Source organism: Methylocystis iwaonis (assembly GCF_027925385.1).
In the GTDB taxonomy this organism is placed as follows: domain Bacteria; phylum Pseudomonadota; class Alphaproteobacteria; order Rhizobiales; family Beijerinckiaceae; genus Methylocystis; species Methylocystis iwaonis.
The window spans coordinates 2346976-2367660 of record NZ_AP027142.1 but is presented as its reverse complement, the minus strand read 5'-3'; the positions used below and the strand labels follow the sequence as shown (position 1 = coordinate 2367660).

The following is a 20685-nucleotide window of genomic DNA, read 5'->3' as shown; positions in this document are numbered from 1 at the left end:
TTATTAACTCTTGCGTAGAGGCGGTCATGAGAGTTGTTTCGAGTAAAGATTGGTCTGCGTTTACAAATACTTCAACTGGCGTACGAACGCATTGGCTCCGGCAGCGCGAAGCGCTGGTTCTCTCCAAAACCCGGCCGGGGTTCGATCGCGCCAGCGCTCACAAGATCTCCGGCGTCCTGCGTGAGATCGCCGGCGGCGAGCAGCCGCAACTGAGATTTCTGGTGTTCGACTTCGCTGAAGGCGCCGGCGCTGCGGTCGCGCCGGACGGTTTCGCGGAAATGGTGGCGGCCACTGCGGAGCTGATTATCGACACCCCCGTCATCACGATCGCATGGGCGCGTTCGCTTCTTGCCGGTCTGGATTTCGATTTTGCGATGAATTGCGCTGCGATCGTGGCTGAAAGGGAAGCGTGTTTTTCCTTTGCCGGCGAACCCTTCGACCTTTTCGGCCTCTATGCCGCGGTCGGTCGCCGGATCGGCTTTTCCAGAACGGAGCGGCTGATCGAAAGCGAGCAAACCCTTTCAGCCGCCGAGGCGCGCGATCTGATGCTGGTCAGGGATGTTGTGCCGGCGCAGCCAGAGTTTTCTGGCATCTCGACCTATCTGACGCAATTCGACCGGCACTATAACGCGTCCCACGCAATCTTCCGCGCGCAGCGCATGGCCGAACCGCCGATCGATCGGCGGCCGGTCATCGACATCGTGCATCGATAGTCAGGCTGTTTCCACTCGAACAGCTCGCATTGGGGCTTTCCCAAGTGGGCTGAAAGAATTCGGGTTAACGAGCAGACGTGTTCCAGCGTCATGGCCGCGCTTGTCGCGGCCATCCACGCCGCGCCGATGCGGAAAGCGGTAAACATCAGCGAGCAACGCCCGCTTCTTCTTCCCGCGTGTCGCAATGTCCTGGCGTGGATGCCCGCGACAAGCGCGGGCATGACGCGGCTGCGTGGGTTTGTAGCCTGGATTCGGAGCCTTGGGTTATCAGGCGGCGCTTTCGAGCCGCGGCGCGTCGCTCCAGCATTCGAGGAGCGGCGCAAGCTCCTCGATCGGACGCGGCTTGCTGTAGAGATAGCCCTGGATCAAGAAAATATTCTTGCTCGCCATGAAGCCGAGCTGGGCCTGTGTTTCCACGCCCTCGGCGACAAGGTCGAGATTGAGGTCTTTCGCCAGCGCCGAAATGGCGCTGATGATCGCCTGCGTTTTGGGGGACTCGATCGCCTGTCGCGAGAAGGCTTGATCGATCTTCACCTTCTTCACGGGGAAGCGGTTCAGATAGCTCAGGCTGCTGTAGCCGGTCTCGAAATCGTCGAGAGACAGCCGCGCGCCCAGAGCGTCGATTTTCGCGAGCTTCGCCTGGATGTCATCGGTGTTGCTGATCAGGGTCGACTCGGTGATTTCGAGCTCCAGCCTGTCCGGGTCGAGACCACTGTCGTCGAGCGCCGTCGCGATCGTGTCGATGAGGTCGGCCTGATGGAACTGTTTCGGCGCAAGATTGACGGCGACTCGGACATGCCGCGGCCAGGCGACCGCGTCCTCGCAGGCCCGTCGCAGAACCCATGCGCCGATTTCGACGATCAAGCCAGTCTGTTCGGCGACGGGAATGAAGACGCCGGGGGAGATGATGCCGCGCTCGGGGTGGCGCCAGCGAACCAGCGCCTCCATCGCGACGATCGCGCCGCGGCGGGAGTCGACGATCGGCTGGTAGAATAGCGCCAGCTCGTCTTTGACCAACGCTTCGCGGAGCTCTTCCTCGATGGCGCGCTTCTCGAGCAAAGCGTCCTGCATTTTCGGGCTGTATCGGACCGCTGTCCCGCGAGCCCCCAATTTGGCTTCGTAAAGCGCCAGATCGGCGCATTTGAGCAGGCCGATGGGAGTGTCGGCGTCTTGCGGCGCGATCGCAAGGCCAATCGTCGCGCCGACCGTGATGCGATGCCCGTCGATCCGGAAGGGGCGGCTCAATTCCTTCAGAATAACGGCGCTCATCGCGTCGATCTGCGACGCCTCATGCGGCGCGCGCATCAAGATGCAGAATTCGTCGCCGCCGAGCCGGGCGACCAGATTCGGCGTCGGGGCGCAGGCGCTGAGCCGCGCGCCGACATGGGCGAGCAGCTTGTCGCCGACCATATGGCCAAGCGTGTCGTTGACTTCCTTGAAGCGATCGAGATCGACCGTGATCAGGACGGCGTTCCCCTCGGTCACGCCGAGGCGGAGCATGTCCGCGCCGAGCGCGTCCTGGAAATGATAGCGATTGGGAAGGCCCGTCAGTTCGTCGAAATGAGCGATGCGCTCGATTTCGCGCAGCGCTCGTTGCTGGGTGCTCACGTCCTCGATGACCGTGACGAAAGCCCCGCCTTCGGCGCGCTCACAGTGGAAGTTGAAGTAGCGTTCGCCGATCCGCCGCATGAAGACGGTCGCTTGCGGCATAGCGGCGTGCCGCATCCAGAGTTCCTTGAACTCCTCGATTTCCGCCGGCGACATATTGGCGGTGCGGCCAATGGCGTGAGCCAGCGCGTCGAGCTTGATGGGCGTTGCAGCGGCGACGATTCCGAAAAACTCGACGATGCGCCGATTCATCACCGAGATGGTTAGCGAAGAGTCGCCCATGCAGAGGCCATGGGTCATGGAGTTCAGGGCGATGCTGAACTTCTGGCGCTGGCGCATGGCGTCGCGGCCGTTACGCAGCGCGGAGACGAGAATGTTCTTGAGGAACTTCGTGGTCTTGAAGACCGCCAGCGCGCCAAACCCGAGAAACGCCGAGATGCCCCAATACCAGGGAGAAAAGTTGAAAATAATCGTGAAGGCGAGGGGCATGCAGGTGCCCATCATTTGCCAGAACACGATATTCGGACGCGCAGCGTTGCGGGCCGCGAGATTCCCCGTGACGCCGGTCATGATGATGACGCCGTAATAGGCCGCAATTTCGTTTTGGTGGTAATTGAACAATATTGCGGTGGCGACGCCGAGCGTGACCATAAAGCTTATCGCGCCGACGGCGTAGCGCCGTTCCCAAATCTCTGCATCCCGGCGACGCGCCTCGATCGGCGCGCGATCATGGGAAAGCAGGACATGAACGCGATAGACGCCGATCAACGACATCAGGCCCGCGAGCCAGAGATAGGAGGTTTCTCTCGTCGAAATCCAGGCAATGGCGGGGACGAGCACGCCCGACAGAATGCCGGTGACGAGCGAGTGCGTCGTGTCGAACAGCGTCTCGACGAGATCGGCGTAAATTTCCGCTTCGGCGGCGGATCTGGGATTGGTCGAGGCTTTGGCCTGCATGCCACGTTCCCTTGTCGTCACGACGAGCTAGATACCAGAAGTTGCTCGCCTTCCGGAGCGTTTTGTCTTGACCCGATCAACCGCTTCTGAGCGCGCACCAGTCTCTCCATATGGCGCAGGTCGCGCTCTTCGATGCGCGCCGAGCATTCCGCCCAAAGCTCGGTGATCCGGATGAGTTCGTCATGGGTGACGGGATGGCTGCGACGCCGGGCTTCGGCGATGGCGCGCCGGCGCCGCCATTTTTTGCCGCCGGCGTCGCGCATCCATTCGACCGCGGCCGCGCGGATGGTTCCGGGCGAGGTGACTTGATCGATGACTTCCAGCTCGAACATTTGACGGCCCGTATAGGTCTGGCCGCTCATGATGATTTGCTGAGTAAGGGCGGAGCCGACGCGGCGGGTCAACATGGTGACTGCGCCCATCCCCGGGAAAGTATTGAAGGCGACTTCGGGAAGGCCAAACATCGCATTTTCTTCGGCAAGAATGAAATCGAAGGCGAGCGCCGCCTCGAGCGCGCCGCCAAGGCACTGTCCCTGTACGGCGCAGAGCGTGACGATCGGCAAATCGAGGCTCTGGGAGTAACCGTAAACGAGATCGACGCAGGCGTGCGCATAGGTAACTAAGGTCGCAAGATCCTGGCGCCGGATCGCCGCGGCAAATGTCGCCAGATCCCCTCCGAGGGAAAAGACGCCGGGCCGCTTGGCCGTCATCACCAAATATCTGAAAGGAAATTGCTCAATCCGGCCGGACATGCCCAAGACCCTGAGGGAATCGCGCAATTGCAGCAGCTCGGCGAGCATGGTCGGCGTGTAGCATTGCGGCGCGTCGACGCGATAATTCATCCAGACGGACGCCGTTTCACGATCATAGTCGATTTCCAGCGTTTCGAAACGCCAATTGGGAAATTCGCTCGGATCCTTCGGGCCGCGAAAGACGATTCCCGTCATGGACATGCTCCTGCGCCATCTGTGGCGGCGACTGGTTGGCTTGCTCCCGGTTTCGATCCGCCTTCGGCTCAGCAGGACTGACGGCCAAGATTAACGCGCATCTGTTGGCCCGCGAGGAAGAGATGCAAACCAGCTAGTCTTTAGAGATATGCGGCCTGAAGTTGTATATTATCATAGCTGCTAGTCTCCGGTGAAATTCTGAAAGAAAAGGTAAAATCCTTGATTTATTTCAATCGGGCGGTGTTTACCCTTGGAATACAGTCAGATATAACCGTCACACAGTCGCGAACCAGGTCGCCAGCCCGGCCGCCTCATGTTCCAGAATATCGTCATGAATCGCCCATTTGCCGGGCGCGTCGGCAATAAAGGAAACATGCTTCGTCTTGGCGGCGGGAACGATGACGCCGTTTCGCCAATAGGGCTCCCAGCCGTCGTCGAGATCATGCAAGAGCCGCATGGCGTGACCGTGAACATGCATCGCGAGCGGAACCATTGATTTGTTCACATAGCCGAGCGTGACCGGCGTCCCGCGCTTCACGCTGAAGAGTGGCGGGCCGTCGTAGCCGTTTGTCGCGGCGCCGTTGATGACCCAGCCGGCGCCGCCCGCCGGGCCGGGCTCGATCACTAGATCGACTTTCTTGGCGTTGTTGAGCTTGATCTCTGCGGGCAGCGCAGGGTTTGAGAGCAGAGAGTAGATAAGGCCCCGCTTCTCAGCGCGCGCCCCTTTCGCCGTGGCGACGAGAATCTCGCTTTCGCTATTGTTAGGGCCGCGCAGGAGGACTCGCGCTTTGGCGCCTTCCGTCGCCGGCATGTCGAAGATGAGCTCGAATCGCGCGCCGGGCGCGACGGGGATGCTGCGCCGCACCGGCTCAAAAGCCTCGCAAGGCTGGCTGTCGATCGCGACGACGAAGGGCTGCACGCCGTCGAAGGTCAGGATCATGATCCTGGCGTTGGCGAGATTGGCGAGCCGCAGACGCACGCGCGAATTTGCCTGAAGCTCGGCGGTGGCCGGCGCCGCCTTGCCGTTGACGGCGAGCGTCGGGCCGATGCGCCCGGCGGCGCGCGCCTCGCTGGCGTCGCCGAAGGTCCCCTCGATCTTGCCCTGTGCGTCGAGGCGCCAATCGTCGAGGACGAGGAGCAGGTCGTGATCGGCGGGCAGGGGATTGGGCTCGTCCACGACCAAAAGGCCTTTGAGGCCGCGGCCGATCAGCTCGGGCGTCTTGCCGTAGACGCTCGGCCGGTAGCAGAAGAGGCCGGGCTCCGACAGCTTGCGTCGGTAGTCGAATGAGCCTCCCGGCGCGACGGCCGCCTGCGTCAGCGGCGCGGTGCCGTCCATGGCGTTCTCGCCGCGCATGCCATGCCAATGGATCGTCGCCGGAAGGTCGAGCTTGTTGACGAGGCGGACGTCGAGCTCCTGGCCCTGCTTGTAGCGCAGCACAGGCCCCGGCGCGACGCCGTCGAAGCCGAGGATGTCCGTTTCAGCCTGGCCGAGCTTTGCTTTGCCGGCGCGCGCCTCGATGAGGCGCGGGCCAATTTGCGGCGCCCCTCGTGCGGGGAGGGCGACGACGCTGGCGGCGACCCCGGTCAGAAAGGCGCGGCGGTTGAGCGAGGGCATAGGCTTGCGTCCTTGCGAGAGTGTAACGAGTTGACGGCGACGCTCGCGTCAGCGCGGCGCCGAGGCGGGGGCGCCAACGTCCTGTATTGTGCAGTTCAGCCGCGGTCGTCCCGGCAAGTCCAGCGTCGCCTCCTTGCCCTTGTTCCAGAACTGCGCTTCGCCCGCCCCGAAAGCGCCCGTGTAACGCGCGCCCGACGCCGCCAGCGCCTGTTGCAGAACGACGGATTTGTCGCGCCAGGAAAGGAAGGCGAGGGCGGGCGCGACATTCACGAAGGTCACATCCAGCAGGCCGTCGAGCCCGGGGCAGGAGGCGATGAAAGGGCCAAGGCTCGTTCCCTCGGCGTCCTTCGAGCGCACATCGGCATAGCCTTGCCGCAGGCGGTAGATGCGCTCGATGAGCGTGCGCTGCAGGCAGGGTTTGGCGTCCTTGCAGGCCGAAAGCGTCTTGCGGAAACTCGCCTGGCTCTCGGACAAGTCCTTCTTCCGAGCCGCCGTCAGCGGCGCGGCCGTGGCCAAATCGGCAAGACGGGACTCTTCTTTATCCAGCCCTTCGAGGGTCGCATCCTCGCAGATGAATTTGACCGGGGCCCTCGACGTCTTCGCGCATTCCATCGGCGTCGCAGCGGCGAATCCAATCGAGAGGAAGGAGAGGAGCGCTATGGCGGCCGCGCGGATCATGAGGCGTGCTCCGAAAAGAGGACCGAGAAAGGCGATACATTCTAGCGGTCGCAAGCCAAAACGTCGCTTCCGGACATACGTATTTTTTTGAAGCATCCCGCGCCGACCATGCTATAGAGCGGCGCCCGCGCTCGCGGGCTTCAGGTTTCGCGGCGGGTCCGGATGGGGCCGCTCACGCGGGCGTGGCGGAACTGGTAGACGCGCCGGATTTAGGTTCCGGTGACGAAAGTCGTGGGGGTTCGACTCCCTCCGCCCGCACCAAATGCCGCAGTTTCGCGGAAATTATGCCAAGCCGCCGCGCGCACGGCCGGCTCTAAAGTTGTAGAAGGCGATCGACATGCAAGTTACGCAAACCTCCTCCCAGGGTTTGAAGCAGGAATTCAAGGTCGTGCTGCCGGCGGCCGATCTCGCCGCCAAGCTCGGCGCGCAGCTCGCCGAAATGCAGGCCAAGGCCCAGATCAAAGGCTTCCGCCCCGGCAAGGCTCCGATCGCCCATCTCAAGAAGCTCTATGGCAAGAGCATCATGGGCGACGTCCTGCAGGAGTCCGTCAACGAGGCGAACCGCAAGATCGTCGAGGAGCATGAGCTGCGAATCGCCGTCGAGCCGAAGCTCGATTTCCCCGGCGGGCAGGAAGAGCTCGAACGCGCGCTCGAGGCCGAGGGCGATCTCGCCTTCACCGTGACCTTCGAGACGCTGCCGAAGTTCGAGATCGGCTCCTTCGACGACATTTCGATCGAGCGCCCGGTCGCCGAGGTCGCCGACGCGGATATCGACGCCGCACTGAAGAATCTGGCTGATCGCGCCCAGGAGTTCGAACCGCGCGCGGAAGGCGCCAAGGCCGAGAAGGGCGACAAGCTCACGATCGACTTCACCGGCAAGCTCGACGGCGTCGCCTTCGAGGGCGGCACGGGCGGCGACATCGACCTCGTGCTGGGCTCCAACACCTTCATTCCCGGCTTCGAGGAGCAGCTCGAAGGCGCGGGCGTGGGCGAGCAGCGCCTCGTGAAGGTCAAGTTCCCCGAGGATTATTCGGCTCAGCATCTGGCCGGCAAGGACGCCGAGTTCGACGTGACGGTGAAGGCCGTCGCCGCGCCGAAGTCGCTCGAGATCGGCGACGAGCTGGCCACGAAATATGGCTTCGAGAATTTCGACGCCATGAAGGAAGCGGTGAAGGGCAATCTCGAGGCCGACTTCCACAAGGTCTCGCGCGACAAGCTGAAGCGCGCGCTGCTCGACGCCCTCGACAGCCGCTATTCCTTCGAGCTGCCCGAGACGCTGGTCGAGCAGGAATTCAACAATATCTGGGGGCAGCACGAGGCCGAGAGCCGCCGCGCGAATCAGCCGGTCGCCGAAGAAGGCAAGACCGAGGACGAAACCCGCGCGGAGTTCCGCAAGATCGCCGAGCGCCGCGTGCGCCTCGGGCTGGTTCTCGCGGAAATCGGCCAGAACGCCGGCGTGAAGGTTGAGGACAAGGATCTGACCGAGGCGCTCGTCGAGCGCGTCCGCATGTTCCCGGGCCAGGAAAAGCAGGTGTGGGACTTCTATCGCAACAATGAGCAGGCGCTCGCCCAGTTGCGCGCGCCGATCTACGAAGAGCGCGTCGTCGACCATATCTCCAAGCTCATCAAGATCACGGACAAGACCGTGACCAAGGAAGAGCTCTTCAAGGAAGAAGAGGCGTAAGAGAAACGCCGGGCGTGAGCCATCCCTCCCCTTTACGGGGAGGGTGGCCCCGCCGTAAGGCGGGGTCGGGTTGGGTAAGGCCCCGCCACTCTTGTTGCGGCGCGAACCCCACCCGGCGGCCTTCGGCCGCCGACCTCCCCGTAAAGGGGAGGTATCGGGCTAACGACGCTGGACGGTCGCTTGTCCGCGAGCCTTAAGTCTTTTGTTGATCCCTTTGGCGCCGCGCTTGCCAGATCGCTCTTCGCCCGAGAAGCGGAAGCTTCGTTTGCGTCCCGGCGCGCTCCGGCATATGACGGGACAAGAATTCCCGGCGGAGGGCCCCTGCGCCGGCAAAACCATATGAGACGGCCGTGCGGCAGGTTCGGGTAAATGCTTCGCGGTCGGTCTAATGCGCGCGGTCTCCTGCGAGGAGACGCGCAGGGAAGGCGATGCGATGCGTGATCCGATCGAGGTCTATAGCCAATATCTCATTCCGCAGGTGATCGAAAACACGTCGCGCGGCGAGCGCGGCTTCGACATCTATTCGCGCTTGTTGCGCGAGCGGATCATCTTCCTCACCGGGCCGGTCGAGGACCACATGGCCTCGGTCATCATCGCCCAGCTCCTTTTCCTCGAATCGGAAAATCCGAAGAAGGAAATCTCCCTCTACATCAACTCGCCGGGCGGCGTGGTGACGGCGGGCCTCGCCATCTACGACACGATGCAGTTCATCAAGCCGAAAGTCTCGACGCTCTGCGTCGGCCAGGCGGCGTCGATGGGCTCGCTGCTGCTCTGCGCCGGCGAGGCCGGCATGCGCTATGCGCTCCCCAACGCCCGCGTCATGCTGCATCAGCCCTCAGGCGGCTTCCAGGGCCAGGCGTCGGACATTCAGCGCCACGCCGAGGACATACTGAAGGTCAAGAAGCGCCTGAACGACATTTATGTCCGCCACTCCGGCAAGGATTACGACACGATCGAGCGCACGCTCGACCGCGATCACTTCATGTCGGCGGAAGAGGCGAAGGCGTTCGGCATCGTCGACAGCGTGCAGGAGAAGCGCCCCGACGACGAGTCAGAAGCCAAGAGCTGAAATGGTTCCTCTCCCGCATGGGGCCGATAGGCGCCCTGTGCGGGAGAGACCCGCCGCGCCGAGCGTGCGGCAGTAAAAAATAATTGCGTCCGCCGTTCCTTCGGGGAAAAAGAGCGGACCTTTGGGTGAGAGAAACGGGGCTATAAGGGCGCGCATGTTTCGCAAGATTTTGATCGCCAACCGTGGCGAAATCGCCTGCCGCATCATCAAGACGGCAAAGAAGATGGGCATCGCCACGGTCGCCGTCTATTCGGACGCCGACGCCGACGCCCTGCATGTGGAGATGGCGGATGAGGCGATCCACCTCGGCCCGCCGCCCGCCGCGCAGTCCTATCTGCTCATCGACAAGATTATCGCGGCCTGTAAGCAGACCGGCGCCGAGGCCGTGCATCCGGGCTATGGCTTCCTCTCCGAGCGCGCGGCTTTCGCCACGGCACTGAAGGACGCCGGCATCGTCTTCATCGGTCCCAACCAGCGCGCCATCGAAGCGATGGGCGACAAGATCGAATCGAAGAAATTTGCCTCGGCCGCCAAGGTCAGCGTCGTGCCGGGCTATCTCGGCGTGATCGAATCGCCGGAAGAGGCGGTGAAGATCGCCAAGGACATCGGCTATCCGGTGATGCTGAAGGCCTCCGCCGGCGGCGGCGGCAAGGGCATGCGCATCGCCTTCAACGACGCCGAGGTGATCGAGGGCTTCACCCGCGCCCGTTCGGAGGCGGCGTCGTCCTTCGGCGATGATCGCGTCTTCGTCGAGAAGTTCATCCAGAACCCGCGCCATATCGAAATTCAGGTGCTGGGCGACAAGCACGGCAATGTCATTCACCTCAATGAGCGTGAGTGTTCGATCCAGCGTCGCAACCAGAAAGTGATCGAGGAAGCGCCGTCGCCGCTGCTCGACGCCGCCACCCGCGCCGAAATGGGCGCCCAGGCCGTCGCGCTCGCCAAGGCTGTCGACTATGATTCGGCCGGCACGGTGGAATTCGTCGCGGGCCAGGACAAGAGCTTCTACTTCCTCGAGATGAACACCCGCCTGCAGGTGGAGCATCCGGTCACCGAGCTCATCACCGGCATCGATCTCGTCGAGCAGATGATCCGCGTCGCCGCCGGCGAGCCCCTGCAGCTCAAGCAGGAGAATGTGAAGATCAACGGCTGGGCGGTGGAAAGCCGCATCTATGCCGAAGATCCGACCCGCAACTTCCTGCCCTCCATCGGCCGTCTGGTGAAGTATCGCCCGCCGGAGGAGAAGAAGGAAGACGGCGTCACCGTCCGCAACGACACGGGCGTCACCGAGGGCCGCGAGATTTCGATCCATTACGATCCGATGATCGCGAAGCTCGTCACGCACGCCCCCGACCGCTTGACCGCCATCCAGGCCCAGGCCGACGCGCTCGATCGTTTCCTCATCGACGGCATTCGCCACAACATTCCCTTCCTCTCGACGCTGATGCAGATGGAGCGTTGGCGGTCGGGCACGCTTTCGACGGGATTCATCGCCGAGGAGTTCCCGGAAGGCTTCGCCGCGCCGGAGCCCACGGGCGATCTCGCTTTGACGCTCGCCGCCGTCGCGACGCTGATGGATCACATCGGCAACGCCCGCAAACGCATGATCAGCGGCCAGCTCATGAGCGGCCGTCCGGTCGAATTTTCGCGCGACCGCGTCTGCATGCTCGCCGATACGCGCTATGACGTCTCGCTCGAGGAGCAGGGCGAGGCGCTCGTCGTGCAGTTCTCCGGCGCCGATAACCGCGCCCATCGCGTATCCTCGCAGTGGCGGCCGGGCGACGCGGTCTTCAAGGGCGATGTCGACGGTCATACGGTCTATGTGCAGACGCGGCCGATCCTCAATGGTTATGAGCTGGCCCATCAGGGCGTGAGCGTGCAGGCGCGCGTCTATACGCAGCGCGAGGCCGAGCTCGCTGCCCTGATGCCCAAGAAGAAGGACACCGGCGCCTCCAAACATCTGCTGTGTCCGATGCCGGGTCTCGTAAAGACCATCGACGTCAAGGAAGGGCAGGAAGTAAAGGCGGGCGAGGCGCTCTGCATGGTCGAGGCCATGAAGATGGAGAACGTCCTGCGCGCCGAGCGCGACGTGACCATCAAGAAGATCCTCGCCAAGCCCGGCGACAGCCTCGCGGTCGACGCGGTGATCATGGAATTCGCGTAAGCAAACACAGCATTGGTCTTACAAGACGCGGCCCTCCGGGGCCGCGTTTTTGTTTGCGCGGCTGAAGCCGCGCGGTCCGTGAGCGCCTTGGACCGCCCGCCTTCAGGCGCGCTGAGCGACGAAACCTTTCCTCTTGATCCGGCCCTTGGGTCATACCCTACAGACGGAACAGGAGGCATTTTAAGTGATCGATTCCGCGCCGAAAGACGAATTGCTGACCGCAGCCGAATGCGCCGCCCGCATCGGACTGACAGTGCGCGCGCTGCGCGTCTATGAGCGCCATCGGCTTCTCGCGCCAAAGCGCACGGAGAAAGGCTGGAGGCTCTACGGCGCGGCCGAGATCGCGCGCCTGCATGAAATTCTTGCTCTCAAGCAGCTTGGTTTGAGCCTGTCGCGCATCGCCGCCTTGCTGGAGGGCCGCGCCAACGATCTCGACCGCGCCCTCGCCATCCAGGAAGCAGCGCTTTCGGCGCTGAGGAGTCGTGCTGAACGCGGCTATTCCCTCGTCGCTGCCGCTCGCGCGCGGCTTCGCGCCGGTGACGTCCTGTCTGTCACCGAACTCGTTACGCTCGCCAAGGAGGCGCATATGACGGAATCCTCATTCGACGCCATTGCACAGCGCCGCTACGAACAAGCCCGCCCGCGCAAGCCAATCGAGATCGATCCTGCAGCGCTCGAGAAATATGTTGGTCATTACAAGTCGGAGGTTGGCTTCGTCTGGGACGTTTCGCTCAAGAATGACAAACTCTATTTCAAAAACCCCGGATGGCCTGTCGCCAATTATGCGCTTCCCGAGGGTGAGCATCAGTTCTTTTTCCCGCGCTGGCCGTCGCAGGTGACTTTCGGAGTTTCACCCGAGGGGGCGGTTGAAAGCCTGACGTATCATTCGGGGGGCTTCGAGAACGTCGCCCATCGGATAGACGCCGCCGAGGCCGAGCGGGAGGCGGCGATCCTTGCTCACCGCATTAGGAACAAAATTCCAAACCCCGGCAGCGAGGAGCTTCTCCGCCGCGTCATTGCGAGCCTGCAAAGTGGCAATGTCGATTTTACCCAGTTCATCGACAGCCTCTCGGCGCGGCTCCAACTGGGCTTTTCTGTTGTCTTTGAGGAGCTGGCCGCCAAGGGGGCAGTCCAGACGCTCGCCTTTCGCGGCGTCGGCCCTGTTGGGGGAGACGTTTACGATGTGAAATTCGAGAATGAAAATACTGAATGGCGCATTGGGCTGGCGCCGGACGGACTGATCAGGTTTCTCTTCTGGCGTTCGATGCCATAACAATATGTGCAAGCGCTCAGGCGCGCGGCGCGAAACCGCCGCCGCCTGTGCGTCTCGTAGCGGAGATCAGGCGCTCGCCTTCGCTTTGCGCGCCGCACGAGCCGGAGCCGCCTTCTTGCGCGCCTGGCCGAGGCCCATCTGCTTGGCAAGATTAGAGCGTTGCGCCGCATAGTTCGGCGCGACCATCGGATAATCGGGGGCCAGTCCCCATTTCGCCCGATATTGGTCCGGCGTCATTCCCAGCGTGGCCAAATGCCGCCGCAGCGATTTGAACTTCTTCCCATCGTCCAGGCAGACAAGATAGTCGGGCGTGATCGACTTGCGGATCGAGACGGCCGGCTCAGGCTTCTCTTCGACCGCAGGAGCTGCAGCCGCGCCCGTCGCAAGGCGTCGCAGCGTCGCGTCCACGGACGCGATCAACCCCGGAAGCTCCGCGACCGGAAGCGAGTTATGAGAAACGAAGGCCGCGACAATGCTCGCAGCCAATTCGATTGAACTGGCGTCTTCTGAATCTGGCGTCTGCAAGGGCGTATCCTCCGCGCGAATCGACGATATTACTAATACCGCAATCTGGTTGCGTCGAGCTTAACGGTCAAATTCTTTCCAAAATAGTGTATCCGACCGACGGGAATAGCAGCTCTAACGCCCCGGACGCGCTTTGTTTGCTGTGGGTCAAAGAAGAGTCGATCCGCCCAAGTCTCGATTTTTTCTTTCTTGAACGCGACTTGGCTTGCAGCTCAAGTTAAAATCTCAGTTACGTGCCCCATCTTACGGCCTGGACGGCTTTCCTTTTTACCGTAGAGATGCAGACAGGCGCCGTCTTGAGCCAGTATCTGCGCCCATTTGTCGGCGTCGGCGCCAATGAGATTGCGCATGACGACTTGACGCCCATGGCGGCGCGTGGAGCCGAGCGGCAGGCCCGCAATGGCGCGCATGTGCTGCTCGAATTGCGAGGTTACGGCGCCATCGAGCGTCCAATGCCCGGAGTTGTGCACGCGCGGCGCAATTTCATTGACGAGGAGCCGCTCGCCCTCAGCGTCCGAAACGACGAACATTTCCACGGCGATCACGCCGACGTAATCCGCCGCTTCGGCGATGCGCCGAGTCATCTCGACCGCCGCCCGCGCTGTTGCGTCGCTGATTGCGGCGGGAGCCGTTGTCGTCGCGAGAATATGATGTTCGTGGATGTTTTCGCAGATGTCATAGGCGCGGAAGGCGCCGTCGAGCCCGCGCGCTGCGACAACGGAAACTTCTTTGGCGAAGGGCACGAAACCTTCGAGAATCGAGGGCGCGCCGCCTACCGCGTTGAAAGCGTCGTCGAGATCGACGCCGTCGACAATTCGGGTCTGGCCCTTGCCGTCATAGCCGAAACGGCGAGTCTTCAGGATCGATGGACGCCCGAGCTGCGCGACGGCGCGCGTCAGCGCATCGAGATCGGAGACGTCGGCGAAATCGGCCGTGGCGACGCCGAGCCCGCGCACGAACTGCTTTTCGATCAGCCGGTCCTGCGTCAGCGCGAGGACCTTCGGGTTCGGCCGCACCGGCCGATGCGCTTCGAGCACTTCCGCCGTTCGCGCCGGAACATTTTCGAATTCATAGGTGACGACATCGACAGATTCCGCGAAGGCCGCCAGTGCCGCTTCATCGAGGAAATCGGCGCAAGTGCGCGCGGCGCAGACGTCGAAGGCGGGATCATCGGCGACGGGCGAGAAAATATGGCATTTGAGGCCAAGGCGGGCGCCGGCTGCCGCCAGCATGCGCGCGAGCTGGCCGCCGCCGAGAATGCCGATGGTTGCGCCGGGTTTCAGCATGTTACGCCTCCTCCTTCGGCGTCTCGCCGACGCTCGCTGTCTGCTTTGCGCGGAAATCTGCGAGCCGCGCGGCGAGCGCCTTGTCGCTCAGCGCGAGAATTGAGGCGGCGAGGATCGCGGCGTTGATCGCGCCCGCCTTGCCGATGGCGAGCGTCCCGACCGGCACGCCGCCCGGCATTTGAACAATGGAGAGTAGGGAGTCCATGCCTTTGAGCGCCTGGGACTCGATCGGCACGCCGAGAACCGGGAGATTGGTCATGGAGGCCGTCATGCCCGGCAGATGCGCGGCGCCGCCGGCGCCCGCAATGATCACCTCGAAGCCCGACGCCTCGGCCCCCTTGGCGAAAGTGAAAAGCCGCTCAGGCGTGCGATGGGCTGAGACGATTCGCGCGTCGCAGCCGACGTCGAGGATTTTCAGGGTCTCCACGGCGTGGCGCATGGTCGCCCAGTCGGACTGGGACCCCATGATGATCGCAACAGGCGTCTTCGGCTTCGCCACTTTAAGTGATCCATTACTCGAGCGTGGGGAAGCCATGCCGCATAGACGATGGGGAGGCGGGACGCAAGGCGCCGGGCGGGCTCTCGCGTTATGGGAGGCGCTGGCGGGCTTGTCTTGGGGACGCAAGCCGGGCAGTGGGGTGAGGGCATGACAGGCGCATGGTCGGGGCGCATGTCCTCCGTTCCGCCGCTATTCAGCTATAGTGCGGCCCTGATCGGATTTTTAGTCAGAGGGAATCGTGTCGGCAAATCTTCTCGCGAAGATCAGGGAATTCGGCCGCGTTATCTCGGTGATTCTGCTGATGGATATGAGGACGCGGTTCGGCTCCAGCTATTTCGGCTATCTTATCGCGATCGCATGGCCGCTCAGCCATCTCATCATCATTTCCGGCGCCTATCTCCTTAGGAATTATGTCGCGCCTGTCGGTGAGAGTGCGGCTGTGTTCGTAGCGACAGGGGTTGTGCCCTACATTCTCTGTCTCTATCCCGCGAGAATGCTGGGTATGGCTATAATCCAAGGGCGGACGCTGCTAAATATGCCGATACTCAAGCCCGGGCATTTAATTACTGCGAGATGGATATTGGAAGTGCTTAACGCTTTCATTGTTTTATGGCTATATTTGTTGATTATGTATTCGTTAGACATAGACTTTCTTCCGACAGATTACATTGCGGCATCTCAGGCTGTTCTTGCGGCTGTTTATCTTGGAATAGGGTTTGGAGTGCTAAATACGGTCGCTTGTGCAATATTTGGCATGTTCTTTATCGGTGCATTTACGTTGGCTGCTGTCATCTTATACATATTATCTGGGGTATATGAGCCGTCTTATGCTTTTTCAGAGGAAGTGCGCGAGTACTATTCCTACAATCCCCTCTTCCAAATCGTGGAGTGGCTGCGCTCCGCATATTACACCAGCTACGATCCCCATACGGTCGACAAAGCGTACGTCGTCGAATTTGCTTCAGTCTCTCTCGCCCTTGGCCTGCTGGGGGAGCGCTTTCTTCGCGGAAAATTTTTCTCCTGAGATCGTTGCCCTTGGCAGGAAATAGGTCTGAGGTCGCGCGAGAGAGCGAGGGCGCGACTCGTCGATTTATTGGGCGGTGTCGTTCTATGGGCAAAAATCGGCCGTGCGAGGAGAAGCGCAGCTATCTGGCCGGCCGACGCGCTGGCCAAGCGGCTTCGCGCGAGCAGCATGAGCTTTGGGGGGTGGTTTGCGCGGCGCCCTGGGCCTGGCGCGCTCTCTCTCGCTGTTGCAGAGCGTCCCGATAGGGGAGGCGATCATTGTCGCGGCGTTCGCGCGCAGGGGCTAACCACCGCTTCTGCTGCATGCGACTGGCTCCCTGCCGCCCGAAGGCCGGAAGCGACCTCACCGAGAGCAGGAAATCCCGCTCTCGGCATTTCTTTGTCGATCGGCGTGCGACCCTCACGCGGCGCGATCGACGTCCTCTTCGTCGCCGTCGTCGGCGGCTTCGGCTTCGGCGTCGGCCTTCGCTCCGCGCCGCGGGCCCTTCTGCAGGAAGGACTCGATCACCTTCAGCGCCTCCGAGTCGATCAGCTTGCGCACGGCCGCGACTTCCCGCGCCATGCGGTCGAGCGCCGCCTCGTAAAGCTGGCGCTCGGAATAGGACTGCTCCGGCTGCGTGTCTGAACGGTAGAGGTCGCGCACCACCTCGGCGATCGTGACAAGATCGCCGGAGTTGATCTTGGCCTCATATTCCTGGGCGCGGCGCGACCACATTGTGCGCTTGATGCGCGCGCGTCCGGAAAGCGTCGTGAGCGCTTTGTCGACTACGCCGGTCTCTGCGAGCTTACGCATGCCGACATTGGCGATCTTGCTCGTCGGAACCTTCAGGATCATCTTGTCCTTGATGAAGCTGACGACAAAGAGCTCGAGGCTGAAGCCCGCGACTTCCTGTGTTTCGACGCCAATGATTTGGCCGACGCCGTGAGCCGGATAGACGATGAACTCGTTGAGCTTGAAACCGTGCTTCTGCGCGGCCGGTTTCGTTTTCGCGGGCGCGGGTCTCACCACGGCCTTTGAATCGGTTACGGTCTTCTCGGCAGCGACGGGCGTCGCCGTTTCAACGGGGGGCTCGTTTCTTTTTGCCAATTTTTTATCTTCGCCGGCTGTCGTGGTTGATGAAGTCTTGCCAGCCGCCGCGGCGGCCGCGGGGGCGGCCGGTTTGGCGGGGAAGGGGGGCTTGGCGTCGCGGGCTGGCGCAACAGCGGCCGCCGGTGCGGGCTTGTGCGCCGCGGCGGACGTAACGGGTTCAGAGGTTCTCGTCGCCTCGGCTTTGCGGGCGGGAGCTGTGGCGAGCGCCTTCTCCGGAGCAGCCTTCTCCGAGGCCGGCGCCGCGGCAGGCTTCGCCACTGGTTTCGGTTTCTCGATGGACGCCGCTGTCTTGTGCGCCTTGGCGGGCGTGATTTTTTCGTCCGACTTCACGGCGGCGGTTGCGGCGGTCTTCGCCGCGGACTTGACAGTCTTTGCGCCGGCCTTGCCCGGGGCTGCGGCGACAGTCCCGCGCGCAGCGACATTCTTGGCCAATGCGGACGCGCGCGCGCCGGACGCCGCGGCGCTGCGGGCGGCAGCGTCCGCGCCGCTTTTGCCGCTGGTCTTTGTCGTCGCCTTCGCTGCGGTCGTCACAGGCGCTTCAACGCGCGTCTTTGCCGCAGTCTTGGCGCTCTTTGCAGCGGATTTGCTCGTTTTCGCGCCGTCGGACGTCGCGGCGACGGGGCGTGCGGCTTTACCGCTTTTCGACGCCGATCCCTGAGAACGCGCGGAGGTAGCTGTAGCGCCGACCCCTTTCTTTGTTATATCGTTCTTCTTGGCGGACGGCATACGCGGGGCACTCCTTTTGCATCCCGCTGTGGAGACGGGATGATCCTGCTGTCCTCTTGCCGCGAGACGAACGAAGCGTCTTGGCAGGCAAGTTTCTGAACTGACACCTTAAGCCAGAGGCGCGGGCGAGATAGGGAATTCGGACGCTCTAAGGCGCGCGCTTTCTCATGCTGTGAGGCAAGCCGTCGTCGGCCCGTGACGGTCGAGCGGCGTTTATTACCATTCTCTATATCACGCCGCGGCGCCAAAATCAAAAACAACCCTTGCCCGGTTTTTGCCGGGAGGGTCGGAAAGTCGTCAGTAAGTTACGAAATTCGCTCTGCTATCAAGCAAAGTTAAGGATGTGGAAAGATTGGGCCGCCGCCCGGCGCACATTTGGCGGCCGAAACGAATCGGCTCGCGACGGGCGGCTTGAGGTGATCTCAGTCGCCCTGTCCGGGCTCGGAAGAGAACTGGGCTTCGAACTTGCCGGGCTTGCCATCCCATTCCTTGGCGTCGGCGGGCGGGTCGCGCTTGATGGTGATGTTCGGCCAATTCTGCGCCATTTCAGCGTTCAACTGCAACCACTTCTCGAGGCCTTCCTCGGTGTCGGGCTTGATCGCCTCGGCGGGGCATTCAGGCTCGCAGACGCCGCAGTCGATACATTCGTCCGGATGGATGACGAGCATGTTCTCGCCCTCGTAGAAGCAGTCGACGGGGCAAACTTCCACGCAATCCATATACTTGCACTTGATGCAGTTTTCCGTGACGACATAAGTCATGTGAATTGTCTCTTTCGACGATTTGCGAGCGTCTCGCGTCGATTGCCGCGCTAGCTAGCGTTTTTGCCGCCGTCATGCAAGGCATGGCCATGGTGATTTTGGCGCCGCCGCGATATGGCTACAATAGGATTCAAGCGGGACGATTATGACCGACGTTGAACTCAGAGCGACACACGCCGTTGCGCAAACCATGACGGCGCGCGCCTTGCTGCTCGGCGAACGCATCGACACCGTCGGGTTGGAGCGGGCGGATCTGGTGTCGACCGCGCCGCTCGCCTTCCATGCCGGTCAGGCGGGCTTCGCCGTGCTTTACCGCTTCGGCGTCGCGGTCCTCTTCGGACTCTCGCCGCTCGAAGAGGACGAGATCGTCACCAAGATCGGCGCGCGGGTCGCCGGCGCCTCGCGGGGCGACGACGAGACGCTCGTCATCGAAATCACGCATGACGGCGAGGACAAGCCGCTGCCGAACGGCCGCCTTGCGGTGAAGGATCTTTCCGAGGCGCGGCTGCTCGTCATCGCCGACGCCTTGGCGAAAAGCGTGGCGCTGGCGCGCGACGAGCGCCGCGTCAATGCGGTCTTCGACACGATCGAGCCTTTTGCGGCGGAGCTGGCGAGCAAGGGTCGCCCGCCATGGCGGCGCAAATCCATGCTGGAGCTCATCGGCCAGACCCTGCTCGTGCGCCATCGCGTCTCGGGCCGCGTCGCCGTCGAGGACAAGCCCGACGTTCTATGGGATCGGCCTGATCTCGAGCGCCTCTATGCGCGTCTGGAAGACGAATATGAGCTGGAGGCGCGCGGACGCACGCTCAACGCCAAGATCGACGTGATCGGCGAAACCGCGCGGGCGCTCACCGATCTCATCGACGCGGACCGCTCCGTGCGACTCGAATGGATCATCATCGTGCTGATCGCCATGGAGATCGGCCTGTCGCTGTTCCAGATGTTCTCCGGACAGCATTATCTTCACCAGATACAGGCAGCCTCGACCGCACCCCATGGATCCTCTGTGGACAGCCACGCGAAGTGAGGCAATTGATGCCGCGCGAAAGTGAATTGCCGCTTCGCGTAATGGCGCGTGTCGGTCTTGCCGCGCATGATCGCCTCCTCTAACGACATCCGCCCGTCGAGATAGGCGATGAGATGCGGAACGCCATGCGCGCGCATGGCCGGGAGAGCGGAATCGAGCTTGCGCTCGCCTAGGCGGGCCACTTCGTCGAGCGCGCCCATCTCCATCATTTTATCGAAACGCGCGTCGATGCGCGCATAGAGCGTCTCGCGCTCGGGCGCGAGGAAGAAAGCCGGGCATTGCGCCGCGTCGAGCAGCGGCGTAGAGCGCGGCCCCTGGAAGGAAGCGAGCGGCTTGCCCGTCGCGGCGAAAACCTCCAGGGCGCGCAGAATGCGCTGCGGGTCTGTCGGGCGCAGCCGCGCCGCGGTCTCCGGGTCTTTCGACAAAAGCTCGGCGTAAAGCTCCTGCGGGCTCGCGCCTTCGGCCGCCGCGCGCACCTGCGCGCGCACCTCCTCGGGCACGGCGGGAATGTCTGAAAGGCCGTAAAGCGCGGCTTTGAAATACATGCCCGTGCCGCCGGCGACGACGGGCGTCACGCCGCGCGCGTCGAGGTCGGCCAGCGTCTGCGCGAGATCGGCGAGATAGCGGCCGACGGAGTAATTCACCGCTGCGTCGACATGGCCGAAGAGGAGATGCGGCGCCTGCGTCTCTTCTTCTAGCGTCGGCCGCGCGGTGATGATGCGCAGGTCACGGTAGACCTGCATGGAGTCGGCGTTGACCACTGCGCCGCCGACGCGCTCGGCGATGGCGAGCGCCAGCGCCGACTTGCCCGAGGCTGTGGGACCTGCGATGAGAATGGCGCGCGGGGACATGGCGGCTATTGCGGCGGAAATGGGCTGGATGTCAAAGGCGATCAACCCACAGCTACGTCATGGCCGGGCTCGTCCCGGCCATCCACGCCGCGCAATGCTAGCTCTTGTGGGGCAATGGGCTTCAATCTCGAATATTCGTCCGCTCGGAACGTCGCCCGTCGGTGAGCCGCGCCCATTGGCATGGGTGGC

At 62.7% G+C, this 20685-nt stretch carries 18 protein-coding genes and 1 tRNA gene; 9 read left to right on the top strand and 10 right to left on the bottom strand.

The genetic code is table 11. From position 1 onward, the window contains the following. Positions 1-26 precede the first annotated feature (26 nt). Entirely contained in the window at positions 27-713 is a 687-nt protein-coding gene (locus tag QMG84_RS11480) for a Clp protease/crotonase-like domain-containing protein (protein WP_281928011.1), read from the top strand. 267 nt (positions 714-980) lie between these two features. On the opposite strand, the gene QMG84_RS11475 is transcribed toward QMG84_RS11480, so the two are convergent. The 4 genes from QMG84_RS11475 to QMG84_RS11460 form a co-directional block, all read right to left on the bottom strand. Continuing rightward, positions 981-3278 carry a putative bifunctional diguanylate cyclase/phosphodiesterase gene (locus tag QMG84_RS11475; RefSeq protein ID WP_281928010.1) on the bottom strand — a complete coding sequence of 766 codons (2298 nt, stop codon included), beginning with the start codon at positions 3276-3278 and terminating at the stop codon, positions 981-983. A gap of 17 nt (positions 3279-3295) precedes the next feature. Further along, complete coding sequence (locus QMG84_RS11470) at positions 3296-4225, bottom strand: crotonase/enoyl-CoA hydratase family protein (RefSeq protein WP_281928009.1); 930 nt, start codon at positions 4223-4225, stop codon at positions 3296-3298. A 274-nt stretch (positions 4226-4499) separates the two neighbouring features. Next, on the bottom strand, positions 4500-5840 hold the full coding sequence (locus tag QMG84_RS11465; protein ID WP_281928007.1) for a multicopper oxidase family protein: 1341 nt from the start codon (positions 5838-5840) through the stop codon (positions 4500-4502). Between the two features lie 48 nt (positions 5841-5888). Further along, positions 5889-6518, bottom strand: a complete 630-nt coding sequence (locus tag QMG84_RS11460; RefSeq protein WP_281928005.1) for an MliC family protein — start codon at positions 6516-6518, stop codon at positions 5889-5891. Between the two features lie 176 nt (positions 6519-6694). Between QMG84_RS11460 and QMG84_RS11455 the strand changes: the two genes are divergently transcribed. The 5 genes from QMG84_RS11455 (at position 6695) to QMG84_RS11435 (ending at position 12708) form a co-directional block, all read left to right on the top strand. Beyond that, positions 6695-6779: transfer RNA gene (locus tag QMG84_RS11455), tRNA-Leu, on the top strand. A 76-nt stretch (positions 6780-6855) separates the two neighbouring features. Then, the gene (tig, locus tag QMG84_RS11450) at positions 6856-8202 is read left to right on the top strand and encodes a trigger factor (protein ID WP_281928003.1); all 1347 of its coding nucleotides are present in this window, start codon (positions 6856-6858) and stop codon (positions 8200-8202) included. A gap of 433 nt (positions 8203-8635) precedes the next feature. Then, positions 8636-9271 carry an ATP-dependent Clp endopeptidase proteolytic subunit ClpP gene (gene clpP, locus QMG84_RS11445; RefSeq protein ID WP_202071979.1) on the top strand — a complete coding sequence of 212 codons (636 nt, stop codon included), beginning with the start codon at positions 8636-8638 and terminating at the stop codon, positions 9269-9271. A 154-nt stretch (positions 9272-9425) separates the two neighbouring features. Continuing rightward, entirely contained in the window at positions 9426-11435 is a 2010-nt protein-coding gene (locus QMG84_RS11440; RefSeq protein ID WP_202071978.1) for an acetyl-CoA carboxylase biotin carboxylase subunit, read from the top strand. 184 nt (positions 11436-11619) lie between these two features. Continuing rightward, a complete protein-coding gene (locus QMG84_RS11435; RefSeq protein WP_281928000.1) occupies positions 11620-12708 on the top strand; it encodes a MerR family transcriptional regulator in 1089 nt (362 codons plus the stop codon). 66 nt (positions 12709-12774) lie between these two features. Here the strand turns inward: QMG84_RS11435 and QMG84_RS11430 are convergent, their stop codons facing one another. From QMG84_RS11430 to purE, 3 genes are all read right to left on the bottom strand, one after another. Next, a complete protein-coding gene (locus QMG84_RS11430; RefSeq protein ID WP_202071977.1) occupies positions 12775-13233 on the bottom strand; it encodes a Ros/MucR family transcriptional regulator in 459 nt (152 codons plus the stop codon). Positions 13234-13445: 212 nt separating this feature from the next. After that, a complete protein-coding gene (locus QMG84_RS11425) occupies positions 13446-14519 on the bottom strand; it encodes a 5-(carboxyamino)imidazole ribonucleotide synthase (RefSeq protein WP_281927997.1) in 1074 nt (357 codons plus the stop codon). Position 14520: 1 nt separating this feature from the next. Next, positions 14521-14985, bottom strand: coding sequence for a 5-(carboxyamino)imidazole ribonucleotide mutase (gene purE / locus QMG84_RS11420; RefSeq protein WP_281931989.1), 465 nt, complete (start codon positions 14983-14985; stop codon positions 14521-14523). Positions 14986-15256: 271 nt separating this feature from the next. Between purE and QMG84_RS11415 the strand changes: the two genes are divergently transcribed. Then, positions 15257-16042 carry an ABC transporter permease gene (locus QMG84_RS11415; protein ID WP_281927996.1) on the top strand — a complete coding sequence of 262 codons (786 nt, stop codon included), beginning with the start codon at positions 15257-15259 and terminating at the stop codon, positions 16040-16042. A gap of 399 nt (positions 16043-16441) precedes the next feature. Here the strand turns inward: QMG84_RS11415 and QMG84_RS11410 are convergent, their stop codons facing one another. Then, positions 16442-17128 (bottom strand): CarD family transcriptional regulator, encoded by a 687-nt coding sequence (locus QMG84_RS11410; RefSeq protein WP_281927994.1) that lies wholly within the window; start codon positions 17126-17128, stop codon positions 16442-16444. Between the two features lie 91 nt (positions 17129-17219). Between QMG84_RS11410 and QMG84_RS11405 the strand changes: the two genes are divergently transcribed. Then, a complete protein-coding gene (locus QMG84_RS11405) occupies positions 17220-17789 on the top strand; it encodes a hypothetical protein (protein ID WP_281927992.1) in 570 nt (189 codons plus the stop codon). A gap of 490 nt (positions 17790-18279) precedes the next feature. Here QMG84_RS11405 and fdxA read toward each other — a convergent pair whose 3' ends face one another. Further along, complete coding sequence (gene fdxA, locus QMG84_RS11400) at positions 18280-18618, bottom strand: ferredoxin FdxA (RefSeq protein ID WP_202071973.1); 339 nt, start codon at positions 18616-18618, stop codon at positions 18280-18282. 145 nt (positions 18619-18763) lie between these two features. On the opposite strand from fdxA, the gene QMG84_RS11395 reads away from it, so the two are divergent. Beyond that, on the top strand, positions 18764-19645 hold the full coding sequence (locus tag QMG84_RS11395) for an RMD1 family protein (protein WP_281927991.1): 882 nt from the start codon (positions 18764-18766) through the stop codon (positions 19643-19645). Here QMG84_RS11395 and miaA read toward each other — a convergent pair. Further along, positions 19582-20496: a tRNA (adenosine(37)-N6)-dimethylallyltransferase MiaA gene (miaA, locus tag QMG84_RS11390; RefSeq protein WP_281927990.1), complete on the bottom strand. Its 915-nt coding sequence runs from the start codon at positions 20494-20496 to the stop codon at positions 19582-19584. The two genes, QMG84_RS11395 and miaA, sit on opposite strands and share 64 nt — an antisense overlap. Positions 20497-20685: the final 189 nt, after the last annotated feature.